This is a genomic window from Exiguobacterium sp. s101 (assembly GCF_018617835.1).
GTDB lineage: Bacteria > Bacillota > Bacilli > Exiguobacteriales > Exiguobacteriaceae > Exiguobacterium > Exiguobacterium marinum.
This window is the reverse complement of sequence record NZ_JACSKX010000012.1, coordinates 67,940-85,201: the sequence shown is the minus strand read 5'-3', so window position 1 is coordinate 85,201 and position 17,262 is coordinate 67,940. Positions and strand designations below refer to the sequence as shown.

11 protein-coding genes are annotated in these 17,262 nt (G+C 44.9%); all 11 read left to right on the top strand.

Going from position 1 to position 17,262, the window contains the following annotated elements:
- The first annotated feature begins 14 nt into the window (after nt 1-14).
- The 11 genes from groL (at nt 15) to KNO76_RS11000 (ending at nt 17,253) form a co-directional block, all read left to right on the top strand.
- Nucleotides 15-1,649, top strand: coding sequence for a chaperonin GroEL (groL, locus tag KNO76_RS11050; RefSeq protein ID WP_214885426.1), 1,635 nt, complete (start codon nt 15-17; stop codon nt 1,647-1,649).
- A gap of 500 nt (nt 1,650-2,149) precedes the next feature.
- Entirely contained in the window at nt 2,150-3,568 is a 1,419-nt protein-coding gene (locus KNO76_RS11045) for an RNA-binding domain-containing protein (protein ID WP_214885424.1), read from the top strand.
- A gap of 189 nt (nt 3,569-3,757) precedes the next feature.
- Nucleotides 3,758-5,233 (top strand): TIGR02677 family protein, encoded by a 1,476-nt coding sequence (locus KNO76_RS11040; RefSeq protein WP_214885422.1) that lies wholly within the window; start codon nt 3,758-3,760, stop codon nt 5,231-5,233.
- Nucleotides 5,230-6,387: a TIGR02678 family protein gene (locus tag KNO76_RS11035; RefSeq protein WP_214885420.1), complete on the top strand. Its 1,158-nt coding sequence runs from the start codon at nt 5,230-5,232 to the stop codon at nt 6,385-6,387. Before KNO76_RS11040 ends, KNO76_RS11035 begins: the two co-directional genes overlap by 4 nt.
- Nucleotides 6,384-10,478: a TIGR02680 family protein gene (locus tag KNO76_RS11030; protein WP_214885415.1), complete on the top strand. Its 4,095-nt coding sequence runs from the start codon at nt 6,384-6,386 to the stop codon at nt 10,476-10,478. The genes KNO76_RS11035 and KNO76_RS11030 overlap by 4 nt, the downstream gene beginning before the upstream one ends.
- Nucleotides 10,475-11,767: a TIGR02679 family protein gene (locus KNO76_RS11025; protein WP_214885413.1), complete on the top strand. Its 1,293-nt coding sequence runs from the start codon at nt 10,475-10,477 to the stop codon at nt 11,765-11,767. Before KNO76_RS11030 ends, KNO76_RS11025 begins: the two co-directional genes overlap by 4 nt.
- Complete coding sequence (locus tag KNO76_RS11020) at nt 11,754-13,610, top strand: DUF2075 domain-containing protein (RefSeq protein ID WP_214885412.1); 1,857 nt, start codon at nt 11,754-11,756, stop codon at nt 13,608-13,610. The genes KNO76_RS11025 and KNO76_RS11020 overlap by 14 nt, the downstream gene beginning before the upstream one ends.
- A gap of 531 nt (nt 13,611-14,141) precedes the next feature.
- A complete protein-coding gene (locus KNO76_RS11015) occupies nt 14,142-15,089 on the top strand; it encodes a sugar-binding transcriptional regulator (RefSeq protein WP_214885409.1) in 948 nt (315 codons plus the stop codon).
- 4 nt (nt 15,090-15,093) lie between these two features.
- Nucleotides 15,094-15,783, top strand: a complete 690-nt coding sequence (rpiA, locus tag KNO76_RS11010; RefSeq protein ID WP_214885407.1) for a ribose 5-phosphate isomerase A — start codon at nt 15,094-15,096, stop codon at nt 15,781-15,783.
- Nucleotides 15,780-16,748: a Gfo/Idh/MocA family protein gene (locus KNO76_RS11005; RefSeq protein ID WP_214885406.1), complete on the top strand. Its 969-nt coding sequence runs from the start codon at nt 15,780-15,782 to the stop codon at nt 16,746-16,748. Before rpiA ends, KNO76_RS11005 begins: the two co-directional genes overlap by 4 nt.
- The gene (locus KNO76_RS11000) at nt 16,732-17,253 is read left to right on the top strand and encodes a VOC family protein (RefSeq protein ID WP_214885404.1); all 522 of its coding nucleotides are present in this window, start codon (nt 16,732-16,734) and stop codon (nt 17,251-17,253) included. The genes KNO76_RS11005 and KNO76_RS11000 overlap by 17 nt, the downstream gene beginning before the upstream one ends.
- Nucleotides 17,254-17,262: the final 9 nt, after the last annotated feature.

Sequence of the window (17,262 nt, the reverse complement as noted above, 5' to 3'; positions counted from 1 at the left end):
GGGGGAAATGAACGATGGCAAAAGATATCAAATTCTCAGAAGATGCACGTCACGCGATGCTTCGCGGCGTCGACGCACTTGCTGACGCAGTCAAAGTAACGATCGGACCGAAAGGACGTAACGTCGTCCTCGAGAAGAAATTCGGTTCACCACTCATCACGAACGATGGCGTGACAATCGCGAAAGAAATCGAACTCGAAGACCGCTTCGAAAACATGGGCGCAAAACTCGTTGCTGAAGTCGCGTCGAAGACGAACGAAGTCGCAGGGGACGGTACGACAACAGCGACAGTCCTTGCACAAGCGATGATCCGTGAAGGGCTCAAGAACGTCACAGCGGGCGCGAACCCGATGATCCTTCGTAAAGGGATCGACAAAGCGGTTCGTCGCGCACTCGAGGAATTGAAATTGATTTCAAAACCAATCGAGTCAAAAGAAGCAATCGCACAAGTTGCGGCCATCTCGGCAGCGGACGAAGAAGTCGGCGAATTGATCGCAGAAGCGATGGAACGCGTCGGTAACGACGGTGTCATCACAATCGAAGAATCACGCGGCTTCACGACAGAACTCGACGTCGTCGAAGGGATGCAGTTCGACCGTGGATACCTGTCACCTTACATGATCTCAGACTCTGACAAGATGGAAGCGTCACTCGACAACCCGTACATCTTGATCACAGACAAGAAAATCTCAAACATTCAAGAGATCATCCCAGTGCTCGAGCAAGTCGTGCAACAAGGGAAGCCGATCTTGATCGTCGCAGAAGACATCGAAGGAGATGCACTCGCGACACTCGTCTTGAACAAACTCCGTGGTACGTTCAATGCGGTAGCCGTCAAAGCACCAGGATTCGGTGATCGTCGTAAAGCGATGCTCGAAGACCTCGCGACACTCACAGGTGGTCAAGTCATCACAGAAGACCTCGGTCTCGACCTCAAATCGGCAACACTCGACATGCTTGGTCGCGCATCGAAAGTCGTCGTCACAAAAGACACAACGACTATCGTTGAAGGTGCAGGGAACGAAGAAACAATCAAAGCACGCGTTCAAACGATCCGTAACCAAATCGAAGAGACAACGTCTGACTTCGACCGTGAAAAACTCCAAGAGCGTCTTGCGAAACTCGCAGGCGGCGTAGCCGTCGTCAAAGTCGGTGCAGCTACGGAGACTGAGCTCAAAGAGCGTAAACTCCGCATCGAAGACGCACTCAACGCGACACGTGCGGCCGTTGAAGAAGGAATCGTCGCAGGTGGTGGTACGGCGTTCATCAACGTTATCCCGGCCGTTCGTGCGTTGCTTGCAGAAGTGACAGCGGATGAAGCGACTGGTGTGAAACTTGTCCTTCGTGCGCTTGAGTCACCGGTCCGTCAAATCGCGGAAAACGCGGGTGAAGAAGGTTCGGTCATCGTCGAGAAACTCAAGAACGAATCAGTCGGTGTCGGATACAATGCGGCAACTGGCGAATACGTCGACATGATCGCACACGGGATCGTCGACCCGGCGAAAGTGACGCGTTCAGCGCTCCAAAACGCAGCATCTGTCTCAGCGATGTTCCTCACAACTGAGGCCGTCATCGCAGACAAGCCTGAAAAAGACGCTCCTGCAATGCCTGATATGGGCGGCATGGGTGGAATGGGCGGCATGATGTAAGTCATACGCCTTTACAGGAACCATTCATCAGCGAAAGCTGGTGGGTGGTTTTTTTATGTTTAACACTAATTTTTAAAGCGTAACACCATTTATATGAAAGTCTAAAAAAATCCTTAGTTTATTATCACCCATCAAGCTCCACTAAGCTGAACAAAGAAGCCACCAAGTACCCATCAAGCTCCACTAAGCTGAACAAAGGAGCCACCAAGTACCCATCAAGCTCCGCTAAGCTGAACAAAGGAGCCACCAAGTACCCATCAAGCTCCGCTAAGCTGAACAAAGGAGCCATCAAGTACCCATCAAGCTCCACTAAGCTGAGCCAAGCTATCATTTACTTACTGACCTAATTGAGTTAAATAACAATCGTTTTATGTTAGAGGAAACAAGAAGATTTTAAACTTTTGCGAACCCAATGGTAAAATAATTGAAGGTATAATAGTCTTGCATCGATTGTTACGATTTGTGAAAAATAACAAAGAAACCGGTAAGGGGAGCGGAAGATGAGGAAAGAGCTAATAGAAGAAATTAGTATGGGCAATGAAAGTATTACAATCGAATTCAAAGAGGCGCATAATAAACTCCCAAAAAGTCTATACGACACAGTTTGCTCTTTTTCTAATCGACAAGGGGGAAATATTTATTTAGGAGTGTCTGATGAAGGTAATATCACTGGCGTTGATCCCAGAGCAGTTGCACAAATGAAAAAAGACTTTGTAACAACCACTCAGTCAGCTCAAAAAATTGAACCGCCTCTCTACCTTGATATACAGGAGTATCAAATCGAGGATAAAACGATTTTACATATCTTTGTACCGAGTAGTTCTCAAGTTCATCGATTGAACCGTACAAAAATTTACGATCGAAATGAAGACGCTGATATCGACATTACACATAATACGATTCAAGTACAACAAATGTATAATCGAAAACAAGCTGACTATACCGAGAGAAAAATCTTCTCTCATGTGAGCATGGATGACTTAAGAATCGATTTGATTGAGCAACTGAGAAAAACGGCATTAGCACAAGAAGATTATAGAGCTTGGACGACGTTTGATCGCCTTGAAATCCTTAAATCTTTAGGTATGTATAGTAAAGATTATACAACTGGTGAAGAAGGTTTTACCTTGGCAGCTGTCATCACATTCGGTAAAGACGAAGTTATCTCTGCTGTACTTCCATATTTTAGAATTGATGCTCTAGTGAAAAAGAAAGACGTAGAACGATATGACGATCGTGAAAACATAAGAACAAATTTGATTGAGAGTTATAGTCGATTGATGAGTTTTATTAAGAAGCATACGTCTGACAAATTCCATCTAGAGGGTGACCAGCGAATTAATATCCGGGACATTTTGTTCAGAGAACTGATAGTAAATATGCTTGTTCATCGGGAATATTCGAATGCTTTTGTATCGAAAATCACTGTGTACGAAGATCATTTAACCTTTGAGAATGCGAACAAACCGATTCACCCAGGCATCATCACTGAAGGAATGATTGCGCCATATCCAAAAAATCCGACTATCGCCAGAGTTTTTAACATTTTAGGGTTGATTGATGAGTTAGGATCGGGTGTTAACAAAATTTTTAAATACACGAAAATCATGTATGGATCATCTCCTATCATCTCGAATCAAGACATCTTTAAAGTGCAAATTGATGGTCAAGGAGATTTAGACGCGATGTTGAATCTGCTTCACTTAAGTGATTCTCAGAGAGCATTAGTGCACTATTTAGAAAACGGCGAAGCGTATACTTCAAAATATCTCATGCAAGTCGTTGGATTAAAAGATCCTGTAACTTTTAGAAAAAGTGTTTTAAATCCTTTAATTGAGCTACGACTCGTCAATCGAACGATTCCGGGAAAGCCGACGAGTCCTAACCAAAAATATAAAATCAATAAAGAATACTTTTGATAAAACAGAATTAATTTTGGGATAACCTAAAAATTCAGTTCAATGCTGAATTTTTAGGTTTTTTTAGTTGTCATTCATAGACCTAGCACAAAAATGTTTATCACCTTCCAAAAATAGGGATTTTCTATTTCCGCTCTCACGGATCTGTATTATGCTTAATGATAGATACTACTCGAGAGGAGCCACCTCATGCAACGAGACTTGCAGAAAAAAATCAAAGAAGCGACTTATTTGACGGCAGAAAAGGCATGGAGCTATCGTCCGATATTACGGTATTTCTACATACAGCATGAACGGATGCGCGAGTTTCTATATCCAGAAGAGATTTATGAACATCTTCAACAATTCGTAGAGTTTCAGGAATATACAATGGATATGCTTCACCAAGACTTAGATTCACTTACGAAGTGGGGCAACATCATTGCGACGCAAGAACACAGAAAAGCTCGAACGATTGAAGAGTATAAGAAAAAGAATTTCCGTTATCAATGCACCCCTTACACGGTCGAATTCGAACGGATGATGATTCAACTAGAGCAACTTGGGGACAGTTTCGGTGGTTCGCTTGAGAAGACTCGGTTTGAACGTCTTTATCAAGTACTTGAGAAAATTGAACAGGCGAGTGGGCAATCCAATGAAGAATGCGCGCAACTTTGGAATGATGTCATGGTATATTTCCGAGAAATTACACAGAATACTTCGGATTATATGGCCTATATCCATAGTGAAAAAGTGATTGAAAAGATGAAAACAGAGGCGTTTCTTGTCTATAAAGACCGTTTCACAACCTACTTACGGGATTTCATCATCGCCTTGCAACGAACAGCGATGCAAATTCAGGATGTATTAACCGAATTAACCACAAAACGGATGGCACCATTTCTTCAACAGGTGATGAATCATCAACATCAAGCAGGTCGTCTGGAAGAAGATCAGAAAGATGTAAGCACAGAGTTGATGGAAAAGTGGCAAAACTTAAGAGGATGGTTCCTCGGGACGACACATGGCGAAAGTGAGTTTGAACGTCTGCAGGAACGAACGAATGAAGCCATCCGTAGAATCACAAGAATGGTGCAACGAATGAGCGAACGGCAACAACAATTCCGAAGTAGGCGTCGCGATTATGAGCATTTGGCAACTTGGTTCGACGGAATCGAGACGATTGAGGAAGCCCATCGGCTGTCATCGGTCATATTCGGCGTCTTTCATACACGTCATCTTTACGGAGAACAGGTCCCGACTGATGATATGTATGTAGATATATGGGATGAGGCACCCATGCAACATGTGACACAACCTCGAACGAAACAATATAAAGAGTCAACCAAAGCGGGGGCCATCATCGATCGATCCGTTCAGATTGCAGAGATGCGACAACTCCATCTAAGGCAACTCGAAAAGGAAAGAGAATCTATTGAACGCTACATCAAGGAAGGTGTCATTTCAATCAAAACTCTTCCGGTCATTGAGCCGCATGTACGAAAACTATTGTTGTCTTGGCTCGGTAAAGCAATGGTGCGAGAAGACCGGATTGTCAAAACAGAGTACGGTGGACGCGTGCGAGTAATGGTTGAGGAAGAACGTGTCGTCTTGCGAGCGACAGACGGTTCGCTTGAGATGCCGAACGTAGAGTATCAGTTTATTGATGAAGAGGTGATGTCATGAGCGAGGAAGGAAAAGTAGATGAACGGATGCAGGATGCACTCGGAATTCTATTCGAACAATTTTGGGTATTACGAACCGAGCAACCTGTTGTTTATCAAAAGATTCGTGAACGTGAACATCAGCTGAAGCGATACGTGACAGAAAAGTTCGGTTTTGATTTGATTGTTCATCAACACTTCATCAAACTCGAGAAACTACCGGTCGACCCGAAACCATGGATGGGCATTCAGGCGTTCACTGAACCGATGGACTACGCTATTTTTTGTTGTGCGCTCGCATTTACCGAAAGTAAATCAGTTGACGAACAGTTTTTATTGTCACATATCACAGAAGATATTCAGGAGATGTATCCAGGTGACTTACCACTCGATTGGACGAATTATCGACACCGACGATCACTCGTACGTGTTCTAAAGCAATTGGATGAATTGAAATTGATTCGAGCGGTCGATGGGGATGTCGATCTGTTTGCGACAAATGAGACGGAAGAAGTGTTATACGAAGTGAGTGTCCACGCACGCTATTTTATGCGTTCCTATCCAGAAGACTTGTTTAACTATGAAACGATGGAAGACATCTTAACGAGTGAATGGAGTCGTCAAAAAGAAGACGAACGTCGCAAACGTGTATATCGTAAACTCATGTTCTCGCCTATCGTGTATCGAGAGTCAAAAGACGATCCGGATTTTGCCTATATACGAAACTTACGAAACCGATTAACAGATGAATTTGAAAAATATACACCCTTCAGATTAGAAGTGTTCAAAAATGCGGCGATGCTGGTCTTGCCTGAACAAAAACAGCGGTATACGCTATTCCCGAATCAAAAAGGAGTGACGAGTGTCGCTTTGCATGTAGCGGATCACATTCGGAAACGTAATTTGCCCGTTAACGAGATGGGGGAGATTCGAATCACGATGCTCGAATTCGAACGGATTGTCGAGGCGGTTCAGCTTGAGTGGGGATTGGGTTGGGCGAAACAATATCGGGAAGATTCCCCTAAAAAAATTGCGAACGAACTTGTCTCTCTTTTGCTTGAATGGGAGTTCGGATATGTGGAGACGGATTCAGGGATACTCGTCATTCAATCCGGATTCGGTCGAACGACAGGTTATTATCCAGAAAAATTCGTAAAGGAGATTATGAATCAATGAGAGCAAAAAATCGTTGGCAAATGAACCGAGCGGGCTTACTCAATTTTTGGTATTACACAGAAGAAACGTTTGATTTCTCAGATGGGAAGTTGTTGCTCCGGGGGAGTAACGGGTCAGGGAAATCGGTGACAATGCAGAGCTTTCTACCGGTACTACTCGATGGGAAGAAGTCACCGGACCGGCTCGATCCGTTCGGGTCAAGGGCCCGTAGAATGGAAGATTACTTACTCGGTGAGAAGGAAGTCGTCGACCGTGAAGAACGAACGGGCTATCTATTTACCGAATACAAGAAGGCCGAGACGAATCAATATGTGACGACAGGGATCGGACTCCAAGCAAAACGTGGGAAGCTACTTAAATTTTGGGGATTTGTGATCACGGATAATCGACGAATCAATATTGATATGGAGTTATATAAGCGAGACCGTCAAGGGGCGCAGACTAGTAAAATTCCATACTCGCGGGTCGAACTGGAGCGGGTCATCGGAGACGGCGGGAAGGTTGTAACTACACAAGGCGACTATATGCAACTCGTCAATAAGCATGTGTTCGGATTCGAATCAATCGATGCGTATGAAGAGTTGATTAAGTTGCTCATTCAATTGCGTAGTCCAAAGCTGTCCAAAGACTTCCGACCGACCGTCATTTACGAGATTCTCGAGGCGGCGCTTCCGCCGTTGTCAGATGAAGATTTACGTCATTTGTCCGATACGATTGAGCAGATGGATCAAACGAAGCAACAACTTGAACAGCTCGAACGTGAGCTGAAGGCGTTAAAAAAGTTGAGTCATACATACGACGTCTATAACGAGCGTCATATGGCAGACATCGCTGCTGAGTACCGGATGGCGACCGAACGAGAGACGATAGAGGCGCAAGAACTTGAGGAATTACGTGAACTCCAAGCCTCAATGACGCATGAGATTGAGACGTTAAAGCGGTCTATTCAAGAGCTTGAACAAGACAAAGCGACGGCTGAACGTCAACGTCAACGCTTGGCATCACATAAAGTTTGGAATTTAGAAAACGAGTTGAAGGATGAAAAGGAAGCGTTACAAAAGATCGAGGGCAATCATCAGCGTCAAGAAGACCGTCGATTGAAGACGGCCAATAGAATTTTCGATGCGAAACAGCAGCAAGATCAAGAACAGTCAAACTATCGTACGACGCTTCAAACGATTGATGATCTTATTGAAGATATGGCATATGATGCGGAACAGGCGGCGTTTGACCGTCATGAATTGAACGTCTCCGATTATCGGCGTCTCAAGCAACGTTTTGATTTTGCCACGTGGAAACAGGAAGTAAACGAACATACGGAACAGCTCGGTAAAATAGTCGAACAGATGCGAGCATTTGAAGAAACAAAACAGAGACTTCAAGTGGAAAATAAACAACTCGCCGACGAACAACAAGCGCGAGATCAGAAAAAACACGAACTGAATGATTGGAAGCGAACGTTCGAGCAAGATCTCGACCGTCATCTCGCAAATATTTATCAATGGATTGAAGCGCATCCTGAGTTTGATATCGAAGGGGAGACGATTGGTCGAGTCGAGCGCGCCCTGCGTAATGACTATGAACCGTCAACGTATGAGGAGGTATCCCGACTCGTTCAACCGTCCGTGGTCCATTATCAAAATCGGTTGCGTGAAAAAGCCGCAGCCAAAAAAGCATCTGAAGAGACGATTCAGAAGGACATTCAAAACGTTGAGACGATGTTATCTGAATGGAAAGAAAAAACGGATCCTGAACCCGATACTCATCCGGCGACAAAGGAATCTCGGGAACGAATGCGGGATGATGGTGTCATCTTCGCACCACTCTATGCGCTCGTTGAATTTAGAGACGGGGTAGAAGAAGACGTTCAAAAACGAATTGAGGCAGCATTGATTGACAGTGGGATGTTAGATGCCCTCATTACCAAGGTAGACGTCACGCATGATCGAGTCTTATTACCGGCACCTCAAATGATGGTGCACACGTTAGCGGATTATTTAAAACCTAGCCCAGGAGAAACAGGAATCACTTCAGACCGGATTGACGACGTACTCGGAAGCATCCTCATGGATGATGGGGAGACAGCGATTGGAGAAGACGGAACGTATCGACTCGGACAATTAAAAGGACATGCGGTACCTGTCGAGCGCGTTCGATTCCTTGGACAAGCTGCCCGACAACGTTATCGCAAAGAAAAGATCGAACAGTTGCAGTCTGAGATTGAACAACTTCAAATCGAGCGCATGACGTTGCGCGGAGAACAAGCGGAGTTGCGTCAGCACATTGAATTAGCGGGTGCGGCATGGGCGATGTTTCCGTCAGACCGCGATTTGCGGACAGGTTATCAACAGATTCAGAATGTCGAATTCGAGGTTAAGATTAAGGAGCGTCAATGCCGTCAAATCGAAGAACTGTTAAAGCAGACGAGTGAACGATTCAGCGTGTTGAAGCGTGAAGTGTATACGTTGGCCGAACCGTTCAATTTGGAAAAAAACCAAGTGGCGTTCGAACATGCGAAGCAGTCGATGATGCTTTATAAGGATGTATTGCGTGATGTGGAATTTCAACATGGAAAAGCGATGGTATCGCAAAAACAACTCGCTATGAGAGAAAAGAATATTGAAGAATTAGAAGAAGATCTCATCGAATTGATGGGTGAACTAAATGAACTCGAAGATAGGATGGAACGGATTCAAAAGAACATTGCGATAATCGAAGAACAGTTGGCGAGAGAAGGTGCTGACGATATCCGTCGCCAGATCCAGTCCGTTCAAGCAGATTTGGTGCGAATCGAAAAAGAGTTCCAAGAGTCGTTACAGCTCATCTCGACTCGAAAGGCGCAGTTCGATGCGGACGCAACTAAGTTAGATGAAAAGCAAAACCACCACATCTTGTCAGTACAGATGAGAGAAGCTTGGGAAACAGCACTAAAAGCAGAATGGAAACGAGGGATCGTTTCTTTAGAAGTGGAGAATGACGACCCGATCACGTTGGCTCGGAAGATTGAAGTGGCGTATGAGAAGCGACTCATAAGTAGTGCCTCGAAAGCGGACGAATTGTTATCGAAAGCGTTCATCGAGCAACAGAACGACTTGATGGAATATCGGATGCGAAACTTTACTGAAGAGCCAGTACTTGAAGAGTGGATGAATGACGTCGACGACCGATTCAAACGAGAGGTCGAAACGTGGCAACAAAAAACAACCCGACGTATCATTTCGCTCGACTTACGCGGTCAACAGGCGAGTCCTCAGGCAGTCAAAAGAACGGTTGAAGAAGAGTTCGAACGCCAAGAGAGCATTTTGAACGAAAGTGATCAACAGTTATACGAAGAAATCCTTTTCAAATCGGTCGGAACAAAACTCCGTTCTCGCATTCGTCGTGCGGAAGAATGGACTGGAGAAATGAATAAGTTGATGGAGAGTCGCAATACATCGTCAGGATTAACATTTTCAATCAAATGGAAACCACGCACGGCGCAGAGTGAGGAAGAGCTCGACACGAAAGACTTGGTCCATATTTTGAAACAAGATGCCAAGCTTCTGAAAGACGAAGACTTTGAGCGAATCACGCGTCACTTCCGTTCAAAATTGAATAAGGCGAAACAGATGATCAAAGAGAGTGGAGACGGACAAACACTCTTACAGGTGCTCCGAGAAGTGCTCGATTATCGGAAATGGTTCTCGTTCATCCTATACTTTGAACGAACGAATGAACCGAAGCGTGATTTATCGAACAACCACTTTTTTAAATTCAGCGGTGGAGAAAAAGCGATGGCGATGTATATCCCGCTCTTCGCTGCCTGTTATTCGCGGTATAAAGAAGCAGCGGATACGGCACCGTATATCATCTCGCTCGATGAGGCGTTTGCCGGGGTCGATGAGAATAACATCCGTGAGATGTTTGAGATTGTCGAGCAACTTGGCTTTGACTACATTATGAACTCGCAAATTTTGTGGGGGGACTATGATACGATTTCATCTCTTTCCGTTTGTGAGTTGTTGCGACCGAAGAATGCGGACTTCGTCACGGTCTTACACTACGTGTGGGATGGGGAAAAGCGGTATGCAAAAGAAGAGTCGATTCAATGAAGCGGCTAGTCGATGAAGCCGCACAGTACTTTAAAGCGTCAACAGGATTCTTTCGTTTATTCACACAATTTCGGAAGAAATACACCTCGCTCGGTAAAGTCGGCGGATCGGTCTCGATTCAAACCTTTAAAGAAGAAGAACTCGAGGCAATCGCTCGCTTTTTTGGAGAAGATGTTTCCGCCATCCGTTTAAAAAAGACGGTGACACTGCGTGCGTTTGAAAAGAAACTGCAGACGACCAAGTTTGAAGGGGTGACGTTGGTCGAGTTGCTTGAAGTCTACTTTGGAGAGTCACTCGTGACGAAACAAGAAGCACTTGCTCAAATGGAGAAAGAGCGAGCGGAACGGTTTCGAGAACTCGCATTGATATATCCGAGCCTCGCGTTTTGGTTCACTTACTTGCAACAACGTACGGCGGATACGCACTGGATCAATCGGATGCTTGAGACGGATGACTTTCATCTATTCTGTGCCCAACTGGTGAAAGCGTTAGAGGGGCTCCCGCTAGATTACGAACGCCTTCCGATGTTTGGACAACGTATCCTCGGCAATCCACATGCGTTCGATCGAACGACTGATTTAGGACGGATGTGGATTCACGTCCTCCACATCAAACGCGGACAAGGGGGACCGCCGCCGAGTGACACGGAGCGAGTGAACGAACTGTTGCTCGAGTTTAAACTGCTTCGTGATGACATTACGAATTTCGTGACGTGTGCAAATCTCGTGGCAGACCAGAATGATGCGAGGCATCCGATGTGGCGAGGGGCGATGGAGACTCACAGTGTATTGAACGTACCGATGCGGGAACTATTGCGCGTGAATCGAGTGAAACCAAGTCGAGGGCATACTGTATGGATTGTGGAGAATTCTGGGGTGTTCTCGAGTCTACTCGATGACGTCCCAGATGCACCGATCGTCTGTACGCACGGTCAATTTAAACTCGCTGCTTATCTCTTGTTGGACATGTTAGTCGCATCAGGTTGTCAATTGAAGTACGCAGGAGACTTTGACCCAGAAGGACTACAGATGGCGGCGCGGTTAAAAGAGCGTTACGGCGAGATGCTTGACTATTGGTGTATGGATTTAGAGAGCTATGTGGCGAGCAATCCGAGTGTCGACTCGTCTGTGGAACGACTCGTAAAGTTAGACCGAGTGGTGGACCCGGAACTGCAAAACGTGGTGGATGAGCTGCGGCAAGTGAAACTAGCCGGGTATCAGGAGGCTTTGGTGGAGAAGATGGTATTCAATTTGAAAGTAGAAAAGGGCGGAAACGATGATCATTTATAACGAACCGAAGTATATGTTTGTAGAGCACATCTTAGAAAAAGAAATTAGTTATATCCTTAGTAAAAACATCGAAGAAAAAATGAATCGACGCGTTAGTGCTTCCGAGATGACTTCATGGGAAAACTCACTTTCAGAAATGATGCGAGTCATTCGAGGAAATTCGATACCTGATGACGTAAATATTCTTCTTGAGTTTAATTTACCATCAACTCAAAAACGAATTGATTTTATTATTGCGGGGAAAGATACAAATGGTCAAAAAAATGCAATTATTATAGAACTAAAGCAATGGACAAAGGCTGATCTCGCTGAAGGAGATGGTATCGTCCAAACCGCATTTCACGGTAGAACCCAATCGACCGTCCACCCTTCTTATCAAGCTTTATCGTATCGCCGGTACTTAGAAAATTATCTCGAATCGGTAGATCCGATCGAGTCTGATATAACACTTGATTCATGCGCTTATTTACATAATTATATTCGGTCAAGGAAACATGAAAATGAACCTTTATTGAATGATAGATACAGCCATTATTACAAGGAAGCACCGATTTATTTCAAAATGGATGACCTTCATTTGGAAGATTATGTAACTAAACGAGTCGGTGCCGGTCAAGGGTCAGAAATCGCGTCAGAAATTGAGACAGGAAAACTGAGACCTTCCAAAAAATTAGTAGAAACATTAAACCTAATGTTTGAGGGGAACGAAGAGTTCATTTTGTTAGATGAACAGAAAGTTGCCTATGAACAGATTTTAACGATCTATACTGAGCATGTGTTACATACAGACGAGAAGCATGTTGTATTAATTAAGGGAGGACCGGGAACTGGCAAATCTGTAATCGGTTTAAATGCTCTAAAGGCACTCATGAATGAACAGGCATTAGTCGAGTATATTACGCCGAATGCAGCTTTCCGAGAAGTCTTACGAAAAAAACTGGTAAGACAAAAGAGCATGATTGAAATTCGAGATATGTTTAAAGGTTCTGGTTCTTACGTAGATACTCAAATGAATAAAATTGACGTACTAGTTTGTGATGAGGCGCACCGATTAAAGAATCATGGACATATGCAACGAAAAATTGAAGGAGAGAATCAAGCAACTCAAATTATTCGAAGTGCGAAAATGAGTGTTTTCTTCATTGACGATGAGCAAATGATTTCGAAGAAAGATATTGGGTCCTATTCGTTGATTAAAGAGGAGGCCAAAAAACAAAATGCAATTATTCACGAATTAACATTGGATTCTCAATTCCGGTGTGGTGGTTCAGGTAACTATATTGAATGGGTGAATGGAATCTTTAACAATGAAGAGATAATAGAATTAGACGGGTCATATGACATTCAAGTGCTAGACTCACCACAGGAATTAATTGATGAGGTCGTGTCGAAACGTGATGGTCGCGTTACGGCAGGCTATGCATGGAGTTGGACGAAAGAACGAATAGATGGACAGCTTGTTGCAGATGTACAGATTCCCGAGCATGATTTCGCAATGCCTTGGAATGATTCGAAACGTCTAGACTGGGCAATCCATCCAGATGGAAGAGAACAGATTGGATGTATCCATACAGTACAGGGCTTAGAAATGACATATGCAGGTGTAATCATAGGTCCTGATTTAGGTTATGATCCACAATCAAGACAATTGATTGTACGGCGGGAAGAATTCAAAGATAGTGGCGCTAGACCGGCAAAACCGAAAAAGAATGAAATGGACGCTCTTAATCGGCTCGTGAAAAATACGTATCGCACATTAATGACTCGTGGGATGAAGGGGTGTTACGTGTATTGTTGTGATCCTGAATTACAAAAATATATGAAGCAGCGTATATCTTTATAGTCCTTAAGAATAGCAAGTTGACTGGAAGTATGTTTACTTGGTTGTCATTTCTTTTAGATACGTTGTTCTGTACAGGATAGATGAGAAAGAGAAATTACAAAATCATCGTATGTAGAATTAGATAATGTGAAACTTCCCTCCCTTTTGTTCGTAATGAGTAAGAAAGGGGGGTACTTCGATGGCGCCATGTTGTACGAATTGTCGGTATAGATGGAAAGCGAGAGAGGTATGGTCACTCGGGTTTTCAAAAGACGGAAAGGCGTGTTCGAACTGTGGACACACACAATATATTTCTGGTGAAACGCAGCGTCTGTTTACATTAGGCTATTTGAGTCTTCTGTTTGTTCCATTTTTCTTCTAGTTCGAATCCGACTAAGCGATGAGAATAATCCTTTTCCATAAATCGTTTGAATATGAGACCTGCGTCACGACATCGATCGTGACGCGTTTTTTGTCTGATTTAAATCAATATATTCTAATTTGCACAAATGTTCATTTAGGTGTACATTTGTGCAAAGGGGGGGTGACTGAATGTCAGAAGAACTGAAGAGGCTTTATGAAGTAGCACACTTGTATTATGAACAGAATCAAACACAACATCAGATTGCAGAGACGCTCGATGTCAATCGGGCAACCATCAGCCGCATGTTGAAACGGATTCGGGAATTAGGAATCGTGAAGTTTCAAATCGATTATGATCGCTATCAATCGATTGACTTAGCAGCCCAACTGAAAGAGCGTTTCGGTCTAAAACATGTCATCCTTGTACCTGAAAAGTCAGGGCAACGCGAAGAGACATTACAACGTATTGGGGAAGCGTGTGCCAAATATGTCGAGACGATTGTGACCGACGATGATGTGATTGGTTTTTCATGGGGGACGGCATTAGCAGCCGTTGTTGAATCACTCGCACCGAAAGATGAATATTCAAGCATACAATGTGTCCCGCTCATCGGTGGTCCGGACGGAAAGCTCGAAAGTCGTTTCCATGCGAACACGTTAGCGTATGACGCCTCACGAAAATGGCGTGGGCGTTCTAAACTAATCGACGTTCCTGCTATTTTACCGAATGTCGCCATCAAACAAGCGCTAACCCAGTCGACGCATGCTCAAGAAGTCGTGGAGCTTTGGGGTCGGATGAACATCGCCCTCTTTGGGATCGGGTCATCCCAACTGAACCAAGAAACCAACTGGTTGGCCTTCTATGGCCAGACGTTCACCGAGGAAATGAACGACCTACAAATCGTCGGGGATATTTGTTCGAATTTTTATAATCAAAACGGGGAACTCATGACGACGTCCTTATCAGATAGAACGGTCCATATCGAGCACCAACAACTCGCAAAGGTCCCACTTAAAATCGGGGTAGCCTATGGAAGTGAGAAAGTAGATGCGATTCGAGTCGCCGCCGAGCATCGGTTGATTGATGTCATCGTGACAACTGATCGTACGGCCCAACAACTGTTACAGGGGGAATGAACAGATGGATGTAAAAGAAAAGTGTGCTGAAGCCGCGCTACCTTGGATTGAATCGGGGATGACAATCGGTCTTGGGGGTGGCAGTACGATTCAACACCTCATCAATATGATTCATGCGAATGAACTGGACGTGACAATCGTGACACCTTCATTTGTGACACGACGCGCTTGTTTGGAAAAAGGGCTTCGGGTTGTCGAGACGGGGGATGTCTCGCTGATCGACCTTGCCTTTGACGGGTGTGACCAAGTCGATACACGACATCACGCCTTGAAGAGCGGAGGCGGGATTCATACGGAAGAAAAACTCATTGCGACAATGGCGACGCGATATGTATTACTGGTGGATGACTCTAAATTTGTTGAACGATTGACGTTTGATCATCCGGTTGTCTTAGAAGTTCTTCCACAAGCATTCACCTATGTGAGCGAGAAAGTCCGAGAGCTCCCATGGGTGAAATCTCTACAAGTTCGTCAAAGTTTAAACAGTGACGGGGCCTTGGTGACCGTGAACGGGAACCGATTACTCGACGTGGTCGTCCACCCGTCTGAAGATCCGATTGAGGTGAACCACCAGTTATCTCAAGTACGTGGCGTGGTTGATACGTCCTTGTTCACAGATGTCGTCACGCACGTCATCGTTGCATCGCATCAGGATACGGTCGTCTATTCAACAGAAACGGGGGAAGTGAAATGAAGCGATGGGGAATCATTGGACCAGGTGCGATTGCGACAGAATTCGCTCAAGCACTCGCACAATCAGATGGTACTGCCTACGGAGTGTGGGGACGAGATGTAGAAAAAGCTGAGCAATTTGCGAAAAAATATGGTGTGAGACATGTATACCAAACGTTAGATGAGATGTTGTCTTCACCTGACATCGACATCGTCTACGTGGCGACACCTCATCACCTCCATTATTCGATGATGGAACAAGCCATCGCACATAGAAAGCATGTCCTTTGCGAAAAAGCCATCACACTAAACAGTGAAGAGCTCGAGAATATTCATCGTATGTCTGATGATCAAGGGGTAGTTGTGCTCGAAGCGATGACGATTTATCATATGCCACTCTTTGAAGAGTTGAGAAGGCGTGTGCAGGCAGGTGCAATCGGACGAGTCAATATGATTCATGTGACGTTTGGCAGTTATAAAGAAGATGATCCGTCCAACCGTTTCTTCAATCCGGAATTGGCTGGGGGTGCGATGCTCGATATTGGGACGTACGCCTTATCGTTCGCTCGAAATTTCTTGGACGAAGAAGTAGTGGAAGTGTTGACGACGATGAAGCCATACAAAACCGGGGTCGATGAACAATCGAGTATGATCCTTCGTACGGGTTCTGATCAAATGGTGAACATTACCCTTGCGATGCGTACGAAGTTACCGAAGCAAGGAGTAGTCGCCGGAGAAGAGGGGTACATTACCGTCAATTCGTTTCCTCGTGCGACGGAGGCGACCATCACGTACACGAAAGATGGCTCGGTTGAGACCGTTCAGCTCGGGGAGACGGAGCAGGCATTACGCTATGAAATCGACGCGATGCATCGTGTCATTTCTGGTGAATCTGACGAGACGCGACTTTATTCACGGGATGTCATGACGTGGATGGATCGGATCCGTCAACAATGGAAGGGGACTCATCATGAACAGAGGAATTGATCACATCGGAATGACGGTGCCTTCTATTGAGGAGGCAACCACTTTTTTGAAAGATGCGTTCGACGCTGAGATTTGCTATGACGTGCAACGTCCAGAAGATGAACCGATGGAAGGGAAAGAGGCGGAGCAGCAACTGGACTTACCAGACGGACAACAAATCATCCATATGCGACTGCTTCAAATCAAATCAGGACCGTCTATCGAATTGTTTCAAGTCGCGCGAGTAAATGAAACCGAACCGACAGGAATCTCATCGTACGGTTTACATCATTTCGCGATTTATGTGGATGATATGCAAGAGGCGGCTCAGCGCTTTGAACGTGCGGGTGGACAGTTGTTATCGAAACCACATCCGTTAGCCGGAGTCGAAGACAATGGAGATAACCGAGGTGTATACGGGAAGGCACCATGGGAATCACTCATCGAGCTGATTGCCTATCCGGACGGAATTGATTATCCTGCGTCGAGTGAACAGGAGCGTTGGACACCGGCGGAACATAAATGAGTGTAGATG

What these genes read in the sequence shown, in the direction of transcription:
- KNO76_RS11005 (WP_214885406.1), top strand. Translation starts at nt 15,780, where the DNA reads ATGAAGCGATGGGGAATCATTGGACCAGGTGCGATTGCGACAGAATTC.
- KNO76_RS11035 (WP_214885420.1), top strand. Translation starts at nt 5,230, where the DNA reads ATGAGCGAGGAAGGAAAAGTAGATGAACGGATGCAGGATGCACTCGGA.
- KNO76_RS11030 (WP_214885415.1), top strand. Translation starts at nt 6,384, where the DNA reads ATGAGAGCAAAAAATCGTTGGCAAATGAACCGAGCGGGCTTACTCAAT.
- KNO76_RS11040 (WP_214885422.1), top strand. Translation starts at nt 3,758, where the DNA reads ATGCAACGAGACTTGCAGAAAAAAATCAAAGAAGCGACTTATTTGACG.
- KNO76_RS11045 (WP_214885424.1), top strand. Translation starts at nt 2,150, where the DNA reads ATGAGGAAAGAGCTAATAGAAGAAATTAGTATGGGCAATGAAAGTATT.
- rpiA (WP_214885407.1), top strand. Translation starts at nt 15,094, where the DNA reads ATGGATGTAAAAGAAAAGTGTGCTGAAGCCGCGCTACCTTGGATTGAA.
- groL (WP_214885426.1), top strand. Translation starts at nt 15, where the DNA reads ATGGCAAAAGATATCAAATTCTCAGAAGATGCACGTCACGCGATGCTT.
- KNO76_RS11015 (WP_214885409.1), top strand. Translation starts at nt 14,142, where the DNA reads ATGTCAGAAGAACTGAAGAGGCTTTATGAAGTAGCACACTTGTATTAT.
- KNO76_RS11025 (WP_214885413.1), top strand. Translation starts at nt 10,475, where the DNA reads ATGAAGCGGCTAGTCGATGAAGCCGCACAGTACTTTAAAGCGTCAACA.
- KNO76_RS11020 (WP_214885412.1), top strand. Translation starts at nt 11,754, where the DNA reads ATGATCATTTATAACGAACCGAAGTATATGTTTGTAGAGCACATCTTA.
- KNO76_RS11000 (WP_214885404.1), top strand. Translation starts at nt 16,732, where the DNA reads ATGAACAGAGGAATTGATCACATCGGAATGACGGTGCCTTCTATTGAG.